The organism is Microbacterium gorillae (genome assembly GCF_050990725.1).
GTDB lineage: Bacteria > Actinomycetota > Actinomycetes > Actinomycetales > Microbacteriaceae > Microbacterium > Microbacterium gorillae_A.
The window spans coordinates 3,555,963-3,572,164 of the sequence record NZ_CP158844.1 but is presented as its reverse complement, the minus strand read 5'-3'; the positions used below and the strand labels follow the sequence as shown (position 1 = coordinate 3,572,164).

8 protein-coding genes are annotated in these 16,202 nt (G+C 68.5%); 5 read left to right on the top strand and 3 right to left on the bottom strand.

Annotation, left to right across the window (positions count from 1 at the left end):
• The first annotated feature begins 156 nt into the window (after positions 1–156).
• Both ABTV68_RS16500 and ABTV68_RS16495 read left to right on the top strand, forming a co-directional pair.
• Positions 157–1,125, top strand: coding sequence for a hypothetical protein (locus tag ABTV68_RS16500; protein WP_433674781.1), 969 nt, complete (start codon positions 157–159; stop codon positions 1,123–1,125).
• A gap of 80 nt (positions 1,126–1,205) precedes the next feature.
• Complete coding sequence (locus ABTV68_RS16495) at positions 1,206–5,744, top strand: Ig-like domain-containing protein (protein ID WP_433674780.1); 4,539 nt, start codon at positions 1,206–1,208, stop codon at positions 5,742–5,744.
• Between the two features lie 67 nt (positions 5,745–5,811).
• Here the strand turns inward: ABTV68_RS16495 and ABTV68_RS16490 are convergent, their stop codons facing one another.
• Positions 5,812–6,717 (bottom strand): LysR family transcriptional regulator, encoded by a 906-nt coding sequence (locus ABTV68_RS16490; protein WP_433674779.1) that lies wholly within the window; start codon positions 6,715–6,717, stop codon positions 5,812–5,814.
• Between the two features lie 119 nt (positions 6,718–6,836).
• Here ABTV68_RS16490 and ABTV68_RS16485 point away from each other — a divergent pair, with 119 nt between their 5' ends.
• Genes ABTV68_RS16485 through ctlX form a run of 3 tightly spaced genes read left to right on the top strand, consistent with a single transcriptional unit; the run spans position 6,837 to position 10,269 of the window.
• Positions 6,837–8,315 carry an amino acid permease gene (locus tag ABTV68_RS16485; RefSeq protein WP_433674778.1) on the top strand — a complete coding sequence of 493 codons (1,479 nt, stop codon included), beginning with the start codon at positions 6,837–6,839 and terminating at the stop codon, positions 8,313–8,315.
• Positions 8,312–9,346 (top strand): ornithine cyclodeaminase, encoded by a 1,035-nt coding sequence (locus tag ABTV68_RS16480; RefSeq protein ID WP_433674777.1) that lies wholly within the window; start codon positions 8,312–8,314, stop codon positions 9,344–9,346. Before ABTV68_RS16485 ends, ABTV68_RS16480 begins: the two co-directional genes overlap by 4 nt.
• Positions 9,343–10,269, top strand: a complete 927-nt coding sequence (ctlX, locus tag ABTV68_RS16475) for a citrulline utilization hydrolase CtlX (RefSeq protein ID WP_433674776.1) — start codon at positions 9,343–9,345, stop codon at positions 10,267–10,269. The genes ABTV68_RS16480 and ctlX overlap by 4 nt, the downstream gene beginning before the upstream one ends.
• A 110-nt stretch (positions 10,270–10,379) precedes the next feature.
• Here ctlX and ABTV68_RS16470 read toward each other — a convergent pair whose 3' ends face one another.
• Together ABTV68_RS16470 and ABTV68_RS16465 are read right to left on the bottom strand one after the other, a co-directional pair.
• Entirely contained in the window at positions 10,380–13,889 is a 3,510-nt protein-coding gene (locus tag ABTV68_RS16470) for a LamG-like jellyroll fold domain-containing protein (protein WP_433674775.1), read from the bottom strand.
• Positions 13,890–13,910: 21 nt separating this feature from the next.
• On the bottom strand, positions 13,911–16,097 hold the full coding sequence (locus ABTV68_RS16465) for an alkaline phosphatase family protein (protein WP_433674774.1): 2,187 nt from the start codon (positions 16,095–16,097) through the stop codon (positions 13,911–13,913).
• Positions 16,098–16,202: the final 105 nt, after the last annotated feature.

Sequence of the window (16,202 nt, the reverse complement as noted above, 5' to 3'; positions counted from 1 at the left end):
GGGGTGCGGTTTCCAGCTTCCACCGATGCGCGGCGGCCCGTGCTGCGACCGAAGTGATCAATAATGAACACGAACTTTCGTTAGTGTTCCTCTCTGTTTAAGACTGTGATTTGGTGAACAACAGTGTTCACAACTCGCAGTCCCGGAGGAACAGGCATGCAGAGGGCGCGTCAAGGACGACGGACGCTGATCGGAGCGGTCATCGCCGCACTTCTCATCGGGGGAGTGTCAGCCGGGGCATGGGCGATCACGCGTGAGGGCGACACCGGAGCTGCGATGTGCGGCGGCGACCCGGTTTCCGACGTCACGGCCACCACGTATGGACTCGGCCTGCAGAGCGCGGTCGGCACCGACTTCGCGACCCAGCACGACATCGCGTCCTACGGCTCCGACTTCTGGGGGCAGGAGTACGACGGTGCGCGACCGGTCGACGCTCTCGCCTCGGCCGTGGAATCCGCGCTTGCGGCCGACTGTGCGCTGATCCGCGTCGCCGATGAGGTCGGCGCGGACACGTCGGCATTCCGCGCGGTCACCGAAACCCCGGGCGGCGTGGACGCGTACGAGCGCATCCGCTCCCGCGCCGAAGAACTCAAGGACACCGTGCGCGCCGCTCTGCTCGAGCGGTCCCCGCCCGACGACGCGGAGCTGCGCACGGCATTCGAGCGACTCGGTGACGTGTACAAAGAGTCCGACCTGGCCGTCACCGTCTGGCGCGTTCACGGCGGTGACGCGGTGCTCGGGACGACCACGGCAAACGCCACCGCGGCGAATGCCGCCGATACCGCGGAGCTGCGTGAGCGCCTCACGGCCGCGGGCGCGAGCATCGACGAGCTGCACATCGACTCGCAGGAGATCTCGAAAGAGGACCTGTACTCCGCCCAGATCCTCGACGCCATGCAGCACGCCGAGGCGGGCATCGTGATCGACGGATTCGCGGACGGAGAGAGTCTCATCCTCGTGGACAAGGTGGGTGGGGGACTGCTCACCCTCGAACAGGCGCCGCAGCTCGCCCGCAACGCCTACGTGAACGACCTGCTCGCGCAGCGGCTGGCGGAGGAGATCGATGCCGAGCCCCTCCGCGTGACCACCGACCTCTCCCGCCTGCTGCTCGACGCCATTCCCTGACCTGTCACCGATCCGCACGGCGGCACAACCGCACGCGCATCGCGACACGAACCTCCCCACACAGAAAGGACTGCGTCGGAATGAGAATCTCCCGCGTGGCTCTCGCCGCGGCACTGTCCGCGGCGCTCTTCATACCGGGCGTCGCCGCCCCGCCGGCGGCCTCCGCCGTCGAGCCGGAACCGGCGGCCTTCACCTCGATCGGCCCCTCGACGACCGGGACCACCTACTACGTCGACGGCGCGTCCGGTGCCGACAGCGCTGACGGAACCAGCCCCGCCACCGCGTGGAAGAGTCTCACCAAGGTCTCCGCTACGACGTTCGAGCCGGGCGATCACATCCTGCTCGAATCCGACAGCACCTGGAACGGTCAGATGCTGCACCCGAAGGGCAGCGGCACTGCCGAGGCTCCGATCGCCGTCGACTTCTACAACGAGGAAGGCGGGACGGCGACCTTCACTGCGGAGCGGCGCCCCGTCATCAACGGCGGCGGCACCTACGGCACGGGAACCTTCAAGCGGTACATCACCGGTGCGGTGCAGCTGGTCAATCAGGAGAACTGGCAGATTCAGAACCTCGAGGTGACCAACAGCCCCGAGGCCTCCAATCCCGAGGGGTACAAGAAGCCGGGCGACGCGCAGCGCGCCGGCATCCTCGTGATGGGCTACGAGCAGGACCGCACGTTCACGTCCATTCGCGTCGCGAACAACTACGTCCACGACGTGCAGTCGGAGTACTTCCAGCAGCCGGGCCTCCCGCCGGCGTCGCAGGGGCCGGCACTGAAGGCCACCGGTGGCATCATCATCCTGGGCCACTGGGTCGACCCAGATGGGAAAGTGCTGCTGCCCGCGGGAGAGTGGCGCTCGTCCACCGGCTTCCACGATGTGACCGTCGAGAACAACGTGGTCAAGCGCGTCGGGCTGGAGGGCATCCGCACCAAGGCGGACGCGAACACCGCGGTGAGCAACTCGTTCAAGAAGACGATGTCCGACATCCGCATCAAGAACAACTACCTGGAGGACGTCTCCGGCGATGCGATCGTGCTGAGCGAGGTCGCATCCGGCGGACTCGTCGAGGGCAACATCGCCGTGCGTCCCGCGAACGCCGACTACGGCGCGCGTAACTTCGCCGGCGTCTGGTCGATGTCCAACAACGACGCGCTGTTCCAGTACAACGAGGTCTACGGCACCACGTTCGGCTACAACGATGCCGAGGCGTACGACATCGACCTCGGCTGCGTGAACGTGGTCTACCAGTACAACTACAGCCATCACAACGCGGGCGGCTTCATGCTGCTGATGTCCGACCAGAAGGACTCCATCGTCCGGTACAACATCTCCGCCAACGACGGCGGCGGCAACCGCGGCACCAACGCCGACAAGGGCGGTGGCGGCGGCTACACGTACAAGGAACAGAGCATCTTCCACTACTGGGTGAAGAACGAGGGCTCCGCGATGCCCCAGATCTACAACAACACCCTGTACGTGGGCGACGGCATCTCCACCGCGTTGTTCGGTGAGGGCAACTCGGGCGACAACTCCGGGACCAACGCCTATTTCTGGAACAACATCCTGATGAAGGAAGGCGCCGGATCGCTCAAGTTCCTGACCGCGCACCCGTCGGACGGCAAGGACGCCATCGAGCGCGCGCTCGGGTCACCCGACAAGCTCATGAAGAACAACATCTTCTGGCCGGAGAGCCTGGCGAGCGCCGCGAGCGGTGTCGACGTCGCCAAGATGGAGGCCGCGGGCAACATCTTCGCGAAGCCCCAGCTCGCCATCGAGGGTGACGCACAGCTCGCTTCCCGCCTGGCATCCCAGGCGACCACCACGTTCGACGATGCCACCGACCGCATCGCCGACTTCACCTCGCGCGGGCGGCTCCGCGAGCGGGCGTCGCTGTTCCAGATCGCGTCGACCAGCCCCGCGGTCACGGCCGGTACCGCCATCACCGGGGGTCCGTCCGAGGACTTCTTCGGTGCGAACACCGCCGGCGTCGGACTCGACATCGGTGCGCACCAGGTGTCGCAGGTGAAGACGGTGGCCACGCTCGTGCTTCCCGAGGTCTCCGTGCCCACCGCCGCCGGCGTGTACCCGACGCTGCCCGAGGTGCTGGACGTGACTGTCCGCGAGACCGCAGGCAGCAACACCACGGAGCGCACCGAGAAGCGACCGGTCACCTGGGACCTCATCCCCGGGGACAGCTATCGCACCGCCGGCACCATCACGGCAACCGGAACCGTGGGCGGAACGCCCAGCGCTCCGATCGAGGCCACCGTCACGGTGGTCGGTGACCTCGGTGCCGGAACCGCACAGGGTGAGTCGATCGCCCTGGACGCGAGCTTCGTTCAGCGCGGATCCGGAACCACCGCAATGGGTGCGCAGGCGGGGACCAGCACCGCGCCCGCCGCGGCCGACAAGTACAAGTTCCCGTTCGGCGTCTCGATGTCCAACAATCTGGTGCTCAAGCTGAAGAACGCCGCGTCGGCAGGGTTCACCCGCCGCATCTACGTGCAGTTCGACCCGTCCTCCTACGAGGGCGATCTCTCCGCGGTGAAGGATGCGTCCATCCGGCTCTACGTCTCGCGGTATGACGCGTGGACGGGAGCGGGCGGCACAGACGCGGAGCGCCTGCGCAATACCGCGTTCACCGCTGATGTGTACGCCACCGAGCCCACGTGGAACTCCTCGACGCTCACGTGGAACAACGCGCCCCTGGGCGCGGAGATCTCCCGCTACGCGCACGCCGACTACTCGGCCAACGAGGGCATCCCGTCGTACGACGAGCTGGTCCCGGTGTCGCACCAGGCCTTCACCAACGGTCAGATCATCGACAACGGCAACGCGATCGACCTGGATGTCGCGGACTACATCCGCTCCCTCCCGGCCGATTCCGGACCGATCAGCTTCGCGATCGACATCCCCGCCAGCGCCATCGCGAACTACAACCGCGACAACGCCGGATTCGACGCGTTCTCGATCCTCGGCGCCAAGCAGGCGTTCGCCGATTACGGTGCGGGCAAGCTCACGCTGCCGGCGAACCTGCCGGCGGGCTTCGAGATGTCCGAGACGGCACTCGCGCCGTCGTTGCGTCTGTCGGAGGTGTTCCTGTCGTCGGTGAGCCCCGTCTCGGTCGATGTCGCGCCGGGGGAGGTGCCGACGCTGCCCGAGAAGGTCACCGTGACGTACTCGAACGGCGAGACGGCGGAGGTCGCGGTGGCGTGGCCGGAGATCACGGCGGACCAGCTGCAGAACGAGGGGGAGCACACCTTCCTCGGTCGCGCGGCCGGGGTGTCCGCGCCGATCGTCGCGGTGGTGCGCGTGATCGCCCGCCACGTGGTCAGCCTCGCGGAACTGGCGCCGATGGACGTCCCCGTGGGTCTCTCACGCAGCGAGCTGGGCATGCCCGGCGTGGTCTCGGCGACGCTGGACGACGGATCGACCGTGGACCTCGTGGTCACCGGATGGGACGATGATCCCCGCAACTACGGGCCCACCAGCCCGCCCGACACGTACCGGTTCCCCGGCGGCATCCAGCTGCCGAGCGGCATCACCAACCCGAGCGAACTGCGTCCGGAACAGGTGGTCACGACGCACCCGCGGCCGGAGTCGATCGAGCTGACGATGACGGAGTCCGAGCTCGCGCCGGGGGATTCCGCTCCCATCGCGGTGAATGTCATCGGTGCCGCGCCGTATACGACGACCGATGAGTGGGGCCAAGACATCGCGTGGAGCGTGGACGAGGCGAACGCCGGAATCGCGCGCGTCGCCCTGCGGGCGGACGTCGAGCCGGCGCTCACGGTGGATGAGTCCGGTGTGCTGCACGTAGCAGTCGACGCCGTGCCGGGCGACTATCGGATCACGGCGCGCAGTACGCGGGTGGAGGGGGTGTCGGACAGCGTCACTGTCACTGTCGCGCTCGCGGCAACGCCCTCGTCGACGCCGACGCCGACGCCGACGGCAACGCCTGAGCCGACTTCGACGCCGGAACCGACGGCAACGCCGGAACCGACGGCGACGCCGGAGCCGAGTGTCACGGTCACGCCGGAACCGACGCCGAGTGCGACAGTGAGCCCGGAGCCGACGCCGAGCGGAACCGTGTCGCCCGAACCAACACCGACACCGACACCGACGCCGACGGCGACTCCGGAACCGACCGCGACCCCCTCGCCGACCGGCACGCCGACCACAGAGCCGACGTCCACGCCGTCCCCGTCGCCGACGGCGGAGCCGACATCAACGCCGCTACCCACGGTGAGCCCGGAGCCGACGTCGACCCCGACGGGCGACCCGGAACCGACATCAACACCGGAGCCGAGCGAGACTCCTGAGCCGAGTGAGACTCCTGAGCCGAGCGGGACTCCTGAGCCGAGCGAGACGCCGGAACCGAGCGAAACCTCCGCCCCGAGCGAGACCTCGGCCCCGGGCACTCCTGCCCTGGGCGGAAGCGAAGACACGACGCCCGGCGGCCCGGCACCCGTGGCGAGCGCGCCGACCGGAGGACTCCCGTCCACAGGTGTCGACGCTTCGTCCTGGGCGGCAGCCGGCTTCGTCTCGTTGCTGCTGGTTGCGGCGGGAGCCGTGCTGATGGCGCGCCGTCGGACGCGGGCGCTGCGCGACTGATCTCACGCACAGTCTGAGCCGACACCCGATGGTCGCAGCGTCCTGACCGGCGCTGCGACCATTGTCGTCACCCGGCCGCGGCCTCGCTGATGAGTTCCTGCAGGATGGTCCGCAGCCGTTCCACCGCAGGCAGCAGCGGTCCCGGCCTGGTGGCGAACAGGATGCGCCGGAACCCGAGATCCTGCAGTGCGGGTCGCAGCGACACGTCGAAGCGCGGATCGACGGCGATCTCCGTGGCGAGCGCGATGCCGAGCCCCTGCGCCACCAGGCCGTGGATCATCGCGAGGTCGTCCGTGCGCATGAGCTCGCGCGGCTCGTATCCCGCCGAACGGCAGGCGCGACGGATCGTTCGTCCCGACGCTTCGTCGTCGCTGCGGCTGGACACCCACGCGACGGTGCGGAGGTCCCGAAGGTCGAGCACCTCCTGTGCGGCGAGTGGACCGTGCGCCGCCACCATGACGCGGAACGGCTCGTCCAGCAGTCGGGTCAACCGCAGACCGCCGCCGCCGAACAGCGGGTCGTCCGCGAAGTCGTAGATGAGCGCCGCATCCACCTCGCCATCCTCGACGAGGTGCACCAGTCGAGTGGGCTCGGCCTCGCTGATCTCGACGGTGATCGGATACTCGGCGCGCAGGCGATCGATCGCCGCCGGCAGGAACCGCGCACCGAACGAGGCGAACGTGCCGACTCGGAGGGTCGCGACACCCGCCTCGCGCTGGCGCGCCACCATGCGTTCGGCCTGTTCCACCCGGCGCAGGATGTGCTGAGCCTCACGGGCGAACAGCTCGCCGAGCGGCGTGAGATCCGTGCCCCGCGGCGTGCGCTCCACGAGTCGAGCGCCCAGGTGACCCTCTAACGCATCGAGGTGATGGGCCACCGTGGGGACGCCGTACCGCAGCTCGGCCGCGGCACGCGACAGGCTTCCGTGGTCGCGGATCGCGAGCAGGACGCGAAGCTGCTGAATCGTGAGCATGCTAGAGAGTATGACGCTCTGGAAGATTTTTTGATATTCAGTCGCAGGCCAGTGAGTCGCTAGGTTGAGGCCACGGGGCCGCCCGGGGGACGAGCCGGCCCACCTATTCCAAGGGAGTGATGGGTATGTCGCAGGGCACGTTACCGGCACAGGGCGAAGAACTCGCCCGCGGGCTGAAGAACCGGCACCTTCAACTGATCGCGATCGGCGGTGCCATCGGCACCGGCCTGTTCATGGGATCCGGGAAGATGATCAGCGTCACGGGGCCGGCCGTGATCTTCGTCTACATGATCATCGGGTTCATGATCTTCTTCGTCATGCGGGCGCTCGGTGAGCTGCTGCTGTCGAACCTGCATTACAAGACCTTCGGCGACATCGCGAAGGACATGATCGGGCCGTGGGCCGGGTTCTTCGTCTCGTGGACCTACTGGTTCTCGTGGATCGTCGCGTGTGTCGCCGACATCGTCGCCATCACCGGTTACGTGGCGTACTTCAATGCCAGCATCCCGCACTGGATGCCGGCGCTCATCGCCGCTCTCGCGCTGACCCTCCTGAACCTCCAGCCCGTGAAGTACTTCGGCGAGGTGGAGTTCTGGTTCGCGTTCATCAAGATCGTCGCGATCCTGGGCCTCATCGCCACCGGTGTCGTGATGCTGGTCATCGGCTTCCAGAACCCCGACACCGGTACCACCGCCTCCCTTTCGCACCTGTGGGATCACGGCGGGATGTTCCCGTTCGGGCTCAGCGGCTTCATCCTGGGCTTCCAGATGGGCATCTTCTCGTTCATCGGGGTAGAGCTGGTCGGCACCGCCTCGGCGGAGACGCAGAATCCGCGCAAGACGCTACCGAAGGCCATCAACTCGATCGTGGTGCGCATCCTGATCTTCTACGTGGGGGCGCTGACGATCATCATGAGCATCACACCGTGGGACAAGATCGACCCGAACGCCAGTCCGTTCGTGACAACGCTCGCGTACGCCGGCTTCGGGATCGCCGCGCTCGCGATCAACCTCGTGGTGCTGACCTCGGCGGCCTCCAGCGCTAACTCGGGCCTGTATTCCGGGACGCGCATGCTGTTCGGGCTGTCGAAGGACGGCCATGCACCGACGCAGTTCTCGCATGCCACCTCGCGCGGAGTGCCGCGCAACGCCGCGCTGTTCACGTGCGTCTTCCTGTTCGCCGCGGTGCCGCTGCTGCTGCTCGGCAACAGCGTGTCGGCTGCGTTCACCTTCGTGTCGTCGGTGTGCGCCACCCTCGTGCTGTTCACCTGGGGCAGCATCGTCGTGAGCTTCATCATCTACCGCCGTCGTTTCCCCGAGCGTCACGCCGCCTCGAAGTTCAAGATGCCGTTCGCCGCGGTCACCCCGTGGATGGTGCTGGTGTTCTTCGTGTTCATCGCCGCCACGCTGCTGTACGGCGAGGACACGCGGCTGCCGTTCCTGGCCACACCGGTGTGGTTCGCGATCCTCGCCGTGCTGTGGCAGCTGCGCAAGCGCCGGCTGCTGCGCGAGGGCCGGCCCCTGACCGCGCCGATCCCGGTGGTGCGCCACCCGCTGGACGAGGATGACGACGTCATCGGAATGGAGGGTCGCCGATGAGCGGCGCCACGGTACGAATGATCGATGTGCCCGCGATGGCCGCCTGGATCGCGCGGCACGGGGTGGAAACACTGACCGAGCGGCTGGTGTCGCGCCTGCGGGAGGACTTCCTGCGATGGGAGGACTTCGACAAGACGCCGCGGGTGGCCAGCCACTCGGCGCGCGGCGTGATCGAGCTGATGCCGGTGAGCGACGGCCGCCGCTACACGTTCAAGTACGTCAACGGTCACCCGGACAACCCACGCACCGGGCTGCAGACGGTCACGGCGTTCGGCGTGCTGGCGGATGTCGCGACCGGATACCCGGTGCTGATCGCGGAGATGACGCTGCTGACGGCGCTGCGCACGGCGGCGACCTCCGCGCTCGCCGCCTCGGTGCTCGCGCGGCCCGATTCGCGGGTGCTGGCACTGATCGGCACCGGGAGCCAGGCCGAGTTCCAGGCGCTCGCCTTCCGGCGGGTCCTCGGTATCGAGACGCTGCGGGTGTGGGATACCGATCCCGCCGCGATGGACAAGTTCGAGCGCAACGCCCGCGCGCTCGGGTTAGAGGTGGTGCGAGCCGGCAGCGCGGCCGAGGCCGTGGCGGGTGCGGACATCGTCACCACCTGCACCGCCGACAAGGCGCTGGCCACGGTGCTCACCGACGACCTCGTCACCGCGGGGATGCACCTGAACGCGATCGGCGGCGACTGCCCGGGAAAGACGGAGCTGGATCCCGCGATCCTCCGCCGCGCGGCCGTCTTCGCGGAGTACCTGCCGCAGAGCCGGATCGAGGGGGAGATCCAGCACCTCGAGGACGACTTCCCTGCCGTCGAGCTGTGGCAAGTGCTCTCCGGTGCAGCAGCGGGGCGCACCGATCCGAATCAGGTGACGGTGTTCGACTCCGTGGGCTTCGCCGTAGAGGACTTCTCCGCGCTGTGCCTGCTGGCCGACGAGTTCGACGGCACCGAATCCGCCGTCGACCTCGTTGCCGACCCCCGCGACCCCAAGGACCTGTTCTCGCTGATCGCCGCTGCCGGGATCGAGAGGTGACGGGCTTCTCCGCCCAGGCCCCGGCTGCGGTGGTGATGATCCGTCCGCATCACTTCCGACCGAACCCGCAGACCGCGATCGACAACGCGTTCCAGTCCGAGCCCGAGACCGATGTGTCGCGGCAGGCGCGGACCACCGTGACGAAGGCCGCAGAACGGCTGCGAGACGCCGGCGTGGAGGTGGTGCTGTTCGACGATCGCACCAGTTCGCATCCCGACAGCGTCTTCCCGAACAACTGGTTCTCCACGCACGCGGGCGGCCGGGTCGCGGTGTATCCGATGCGCGCGGCGAATCGTCGCGGGGAACGACGCAGCGACGTGATCGAGTTCCTGAAGCGGGCGTATCGCGTGCAGGAGGTGATCGACTACTCCGGCCTGGAACCGGACGAGCTGTTCCTGGAGGGCACCGGGGCGATGGTGCTCGATCACGTCGCTCGCATCGCGTATGCGGCCCGATCGGCACGCGCTGACCCCTTCCTTCTCGAGCGCTTCTGCACGACGTTCGGCTACGAGCCGATGCTGTTCGACGCCGCCGACCAGCACGGCACGCCGATCTATCACACCAACGTCATGATGTGTGTTGCCACGGACTTCGCCCTGATCGGCTCGGCGGCCATCGCCGATGAACGCCGTCGGGCCGCTGTGCTGCAGCGCCTGGCCGATGGCGGGCACGAGCTGATCGATCTGTCGTTCGAGCAGCTCAACGCCTTCGCGGGAAACGCCATCGAACTGCGGTCCCGCGATGGTTCCCGCCTGCTCGCGATGTCCACCACGGCGGAGCGCGCCCTCACCGCCGCGCAGCGCTCCGTCATCGAGAGCTCGTGCCGGATCCTCCCGCTGGAGGTGGGACCGATCGAGCTGGCGGGCGGCTCGGTGCGGTGCATGCTCGCGGGGATTCATCTGGATCCGCGACCGACCGACTGACCTGGTCACCGGGTCGCGTTTGAACGCCACCCGTGTCGGATCCTGCACGCAGAACGGCTCCGGTGCACCCCATTCACGGGGTGCGCCGGAGCCGTTCGCCCGCTCAGGACTCAGCGGCGGCGAGTGCGCACGCGTGCGCGCAACGCCAGGGCTCCGAAGGCGACGAGCATCGCACCGAGTACCACGGGGAGCGCGAGCGAGGAAGCATCCGATCCGGTCGACGGCAGATCCGACGTCGCGCTCGGGGGAGGCGGTGTCACCGAGCCCGACGCAGACGGGTTCGGTGTCGGTTCCCCGGTGGGCTGAGCTGTGGGCTGTGCCGTGGGTTCACCCGTGGGCTGAGCTGTCGGCTCACCCGTGGGCTCTCCCGTGGGCCGGCCGGTGGGTTCTCGGGTGGGCTGTGTGGTCGGCTGGGCGGTGGGCTCGCCTGTGGGCTGTGCCGTGGGTTCACCAGTGGGCTGCACCGTGGGTTCTCCGGTGGGCTGTGTGGTCGGCTGGGCGGTGGGCTCGCCGGTGGGTTCTCCTGTGGGTTGTGTCGTCGGTTCTCCCGTGGGCTCAGATGTGGGTTCGCTTGTCGGCTGCCCGGTGGGTTCGCCCGTCGGCTCGCTCGTGGGCTGCCCGGTGGGTTCGCCCGTCGGCTCGCTGGTCGGTTCTCCGGTGGGTTCGCTGGTCGGCTCTCCGGTTGGCTCGCCCGTGGGCTCTCCCGTCGGTTCTCCGGTCGGCTCGCCCGTGGGCGTCGAGGTGGGCGTCATCGTCGGGCTCGGTGATGCCGCCACCGAGCCGATGCTCACCGTCGCGGTGCTCGTCGCGGTCGTGCCGTTGGACGAGCTCACCGTGAACGTCGCGGTCGCCGTCGTATCGGCGACGCCATCCGCGGGCGTGAACACGACGGACCGGGACGCAAGCTCGGGGCCGCCCGCGCGAGCGACGAGGTCGAGCAGCTGCGCGAGAACGCCCGTGGACGCCTGATCGCTGAGATCCCACGTCCCCAGCGCCGGATCGTCGGGCACCAGCTCCACCGTGGCCGTGGCGGGTGTGCCGCCCACGAGGGTCCCGGCCGAATAGGTCAGCACGACGCGGACCGCGCGTCCGGGATCAGTGACCGCCGAACTCGCGCTCGCGGTGGCCGGCGCGGCCGGGGAGGTGACGACCACGGTGAGCGTCGCGCTCGCGGTGGTGCCGTTGCTGGAGCTCACCGTGTACGTCGCCGTCACGGTCTCGTCGGCGGCGGCCGGCGAGGGCGTGAACGTGATGTCGTTGCCGGATACGGTCCAGGTCCCCTGCGCGGCGTCGGTCGGGGTCACCGTGAGCTCGCCCGTGGCTGGCTGGCCGCCGATCTCGGTTCCCGCCGAGAACGTGGGCGACAGTGTGACCGCCACACCGGCATCCGTGGCCGCCTGCGCGTCCTGCGCGGTGGCAGCCACCGCGGAGGCCGGTGCGCCGAGCCGGAAGGACCCCACCACGGCACGGTGGTTGCTGGCCCACGCGTTGCCGATGATGTTCGTCTTCGAAGGCCATCCGGCGACCACCGTGTTCGCGCCGTCCAAGGTCAGCGGGGCACCCGCGAAGTGGACGTAGTCGATGCGATCCTGCGGTTGAGAAGAGCCATCGGGGCGCGTGGCGATGATCGGCGACCAGGTGTCGCCGCGGTCAGCGAGGTCGGGGTTGGCGGTACGGAACGCGTCGGTCAGTCCTGCCGCAGCGAAGGCTGCGGGCACGGGCCAGTCCACGGCTCCGGTCGTGCAGTGCGCGGCCGCCGTGTCCGCGGTCCAATCGGTGCCGGCGGGCGATTGCAGGTCACCGAGCACGATCACGGCCGTGCGCGCGGAGGCCGCCACGTCGGCCTGCAGCGAACGGGTCACGGCCTCTGCCTGTGCGAAGCGGAGGGTGGCCTTCTCCGTCTCGATCAGCGTCGCGGGATCGGCGGGATCGGCGTCGCAGGCCGCGTCCGGTCCGTACGCGCCCGAATCGAGCGCCACACTCCACACCCGGATGTCCTGTCCCCAGACGTCCGCGGTGACACCGAACGCGGGGGCTCCGTCCTGGGCATCCACCCGTTCCGTCAGGGGATAGGGCGACACGATGCCGGTGCCGTCGGGGCCCTCGACGGCGTGCCAGCCGAGAGCGGTGGCGAGGGCCCCGGCCCCGGTGCCGCCGTCATGCTGAACGCCGATCACGTCGAAGCCGTTCTCCGCGATGACGGCGAGGTTCTTCAGCAGAGCATCGTCGACGTGCGAGCCGCCGTCCCACAGGTCCCACGTGACGGCGTCCAGGGGCACGGGCGCGCCGATCGCCACGCCCGGCACCTCCACGCTGATCAGTGAGGTGGTGGTTCCGTTCGTCGCGGAGACGTCGATCCAGCCGGGGAACTCCGTCGCGGCCTCGGGCACCGTGCCCGTCACCACGCCGTCCGCGCTGACGGTCAGCCAGTCGTCGCCGTCCGTCTTCGTGAACGAGGTCGGGGCGGCGCCGTTCCAGAGACCGGCGACGGACTGGGAGACGGTCTCGCCGACGCGACCGCTCGGGGCACGCAGCACGCTGGAGACGAATCCCTGAGCGAGCGTCGACCCATCGGTGGTGGCGGGACGCGCGGCCCACACCGCGTAGAGGGTGACGGTCGCGTCGGGCGTGACCGCGAGGTCGGCGACGCTCTGCGCATCGGTGTACACGATCGGCCCGGTGGGGCTCGCCGCCCATCCCTGGAACAGGAAGCCGTTGCGGGTGAAGCCGTTCTTTCGCAGCGCGGCCGTCTGCCCGCCCACGAGCAGCTGCGATGCGGTGCTGCCGCCGGTCGCGCCGTTGCCGTCGAACGCGATCGTGTACTGCAGCGGTTTCTGCGCGGCGTAGTCAGCCGCCACCTGCGACGCCGGAACCACGTCGTTGTAGAAGCTGAGCGTGTCGATGAGGGCGTTGGTGTACCCGTCCGCCGAGTCGGTCTCGCTGCCGCTGAATCCGCCGATGTTGAAGGCCAGTCCGCTGGCGAACTTCGTGTTGGCGTTCACGTATCCGGCGGGAGAGGTGGCGGTGAGTGCGCCGTCGGTGTAGATCTTCACCTGGTTGGCGGTGCGATCCACGGTGACGGCGATGTGGTGCCAGGTGCCCTGGATGTTCGGCGTCGCGCCGTTCAGATACTCCTTGGTGCCACCGGCGGTCTGACCCCAGCAGGCCTGCAGGACGCCGGGCGTGGTCTGGTTGTAGAGCGTGATGCCGGCGTTGTTGCAGGAGACGAAGTTCTGGTTGCTCATCAGCGTGCCGTAGGAGGTTCGGCTCTGCAGCTGCATCCAGAACTCGTACGAGAAGCTCGCCGATGCGTCGGTCTTGCCCGCCACCAGCGGGAGTTTCACGTAGTTCTTGCCGGACGAGACCGCCACGGCAGACCCCGAGACGCCCGAGACGTAGGAAGGGGTGCCGATCCAGGTGGCGTTCAGGCCGTTGCCGGAGGTGTCGGTCACCGTGGCGCCGCTGTCACCGTCGAAGGTGTAGGTGGCGACGGGTGAGACGGTGGGCGCCGCTTCCGCGGGTGCTGCGGATGGTCCCGCCAGTCCGATCAGTGTGGTCACGCTCATCGTGGCCAGCACGATGAGCGCCAGCCGGCGCAGGCCGGTGCGTTTCGCGTTCATGTCTACGTTCTCCGATTCGCGTCAGAAGCCGAGCTGGGCGATCCGGCCGGCATAGCGGTGCTCCCACCCGGTGTTCGTGTCAGCCGTGATGACGATGTCGTAGTACCCGTTGTCGGTGGGCCACATCAGCTCCGCCGTCTCGCCGGGCTTCACCCACACGCGTCGGGCCTCGCCCGCGAAGTCGTGGGGGACCACGTTGTAGTGCACCGGCTGACGACCGTCGTTGCGCAGGTGCAGGGCGACCGTGGGCTCGGAGCCGCCGATCAGATCCACGTCTACGCGCGGCACTCCCGCGTTGTTCTGCCCGGCCGGGATCACAGTTCCCGCGTGGGATCGGACGAACCCGTCCGGTCCGTAGACGGAGAAGGCATAGCGTCCCTCGGTGGCCGTCGCGTCCCACGTGTGGGTGCGCGGATTCGCCGCGGAGACGGTGTACGGGGTGTTGGCGAACGGCAGGTACCGATCGGGGAAGGCCTGCAGGCTCACCGCCTTGCCGTCCGGACCGCCGGTGAGGCTCAGGGACGCTGTCACGGTTCCGGAAGTACGGTCCTCGCTGAACGTGCCGTGCGGGTGATAGGACAGCGGGCGCGCCGTCAGCGTGCCGCCATCCCACTTGTCGGCCTCCGGCACCTGCGTGCTGATGGTGCCACCGGCGCGCGCGATCTGCACGAGGGCATCCGAATCGGGCAGTGCCGGAATGTCGAAGATCGGGTTCTGGAAGTCCATCGCACTGGTCAGATCGCCGCTGATGGCGCGGCGCCAGTCCGTGATGGTCGTGGACAGCGCCGGAGTGCCGATGGCGGTGGTCCAGGTCTCCAGGAAGCGGATGATCGACGTGTGGTCGAACGTCTCCGTTCCCACCCAGCCGCCGCGCGTCCAGGGCGAGACCAGAATCGTCGGGATGCGGGCCCCGTATCCGAGCGGAGTCGAACCGGAATACTCGCCCTCGGTACCCGGCTCCGCGAACGGGGGAAGGACATGATCGAAGTAGCCGTCGTTCTCGTCGAAGGTCATGATCAGCAGCGTGCTGTTCCAGATCTCCGCGTTGCCCTGCAGCGTGGAGATCACGCGGTTGCAGAAGTGCGCCCCGTGCTCCGGGTTGGCGGAGGGGTGCTCGGACCAGCTGTACGGCGCCACCACCCAGCTCACCTGCGGCAGCGGGAACTCCGCGCCCGGCTGGCAGGCGGCGATGAAGTCGCGCAGCACGCCGTTGAGGTTCGTGTCGCTGTCGTTGTTCGGCACGCCGGTGCCCTTGTACGGGGCGGACCCGGCGCGCCAGACCAGACCCGTACCCGGGGCGTTCTTCACGGGATCGTTGCGGTTGGCGATATCGGTGGCCGTCGACCCTGACGTGGTGAACGTGGCGAATCCGCGGATCGGGTTGTCCGTGTAGTCGCCGACCCAGCTGGAGCCGTTGTTGGTGTTGTCGACGTAGATGCGCCAGGAGACTCCCGCATCCTGCAGCGCCTCGGGGTAGGTCTGCCAGTCGCGCATGCCGTTGGATTCGCCGCCGTTGTCGCTGGACCCGCCGGAGGTTCCCGTCCAGGCATAGAGCCGGTTGGGGGTGGTGGGGCCCATGACGGAGCAGTGCCAGTTGTCGCAGATCGTGTAGGCGCTGGCCAGCGAGTACTGCCAGGGCAGCTCCTCGCCGCTGAGATAGTTCATGGTGCTCGCGCCCTTGGCGCCGATCCAGTTGTTGTACCGACCACCGGCCCATGCTCCCGTGCCGCCCGAGTAGGAGTGATCGAGCCCGGTGGTGGAACCGGCGACGGTGGTGACGCGGCTCGGGCGCACGAAGGAGTTGCCCGACGGCTGCGAGAACACGTCGGTGCCGTTCTGGAACCGCAGCGCCTGCTTGTCGTTGTGACCGCGTACGCCGGGGAGGGCGCCGTAGTAGTGGTCGAACGAGCGGTTCTCCTGCATCAGGACGACCACGTGCTTGATGTCGGTGATGTCACCGGCGAAGCCGTCGGGGAGGACGGCGCGCACGCGGGGCACGGCGGCCGGAGCGATGCGTGCCCCTGTTGCCGCGGATGCCGGAGCGCTCGCGGTGACGGCTCCCGTGATTCCCACCGCGGCCGCGGCCCCCATGAGGCCGAGCGCCTTGAGCATGCCGCGTCGAGACAGCCCGGAACGGATGATCTCTTCGGGCACGGTCTTCGTGCGCTCGTACGGGTCGGGGGTGAAGGGGGTGGGCTCGCTGGACATCCGAACTCCTGAATCGCGGGCGTGAGGGGGTACTTCCCGACACCAGCAACCGAATTCGAACGCGCGGTGAACACCGGTCATCGTCCGCATGGCGCACCGCGAGTC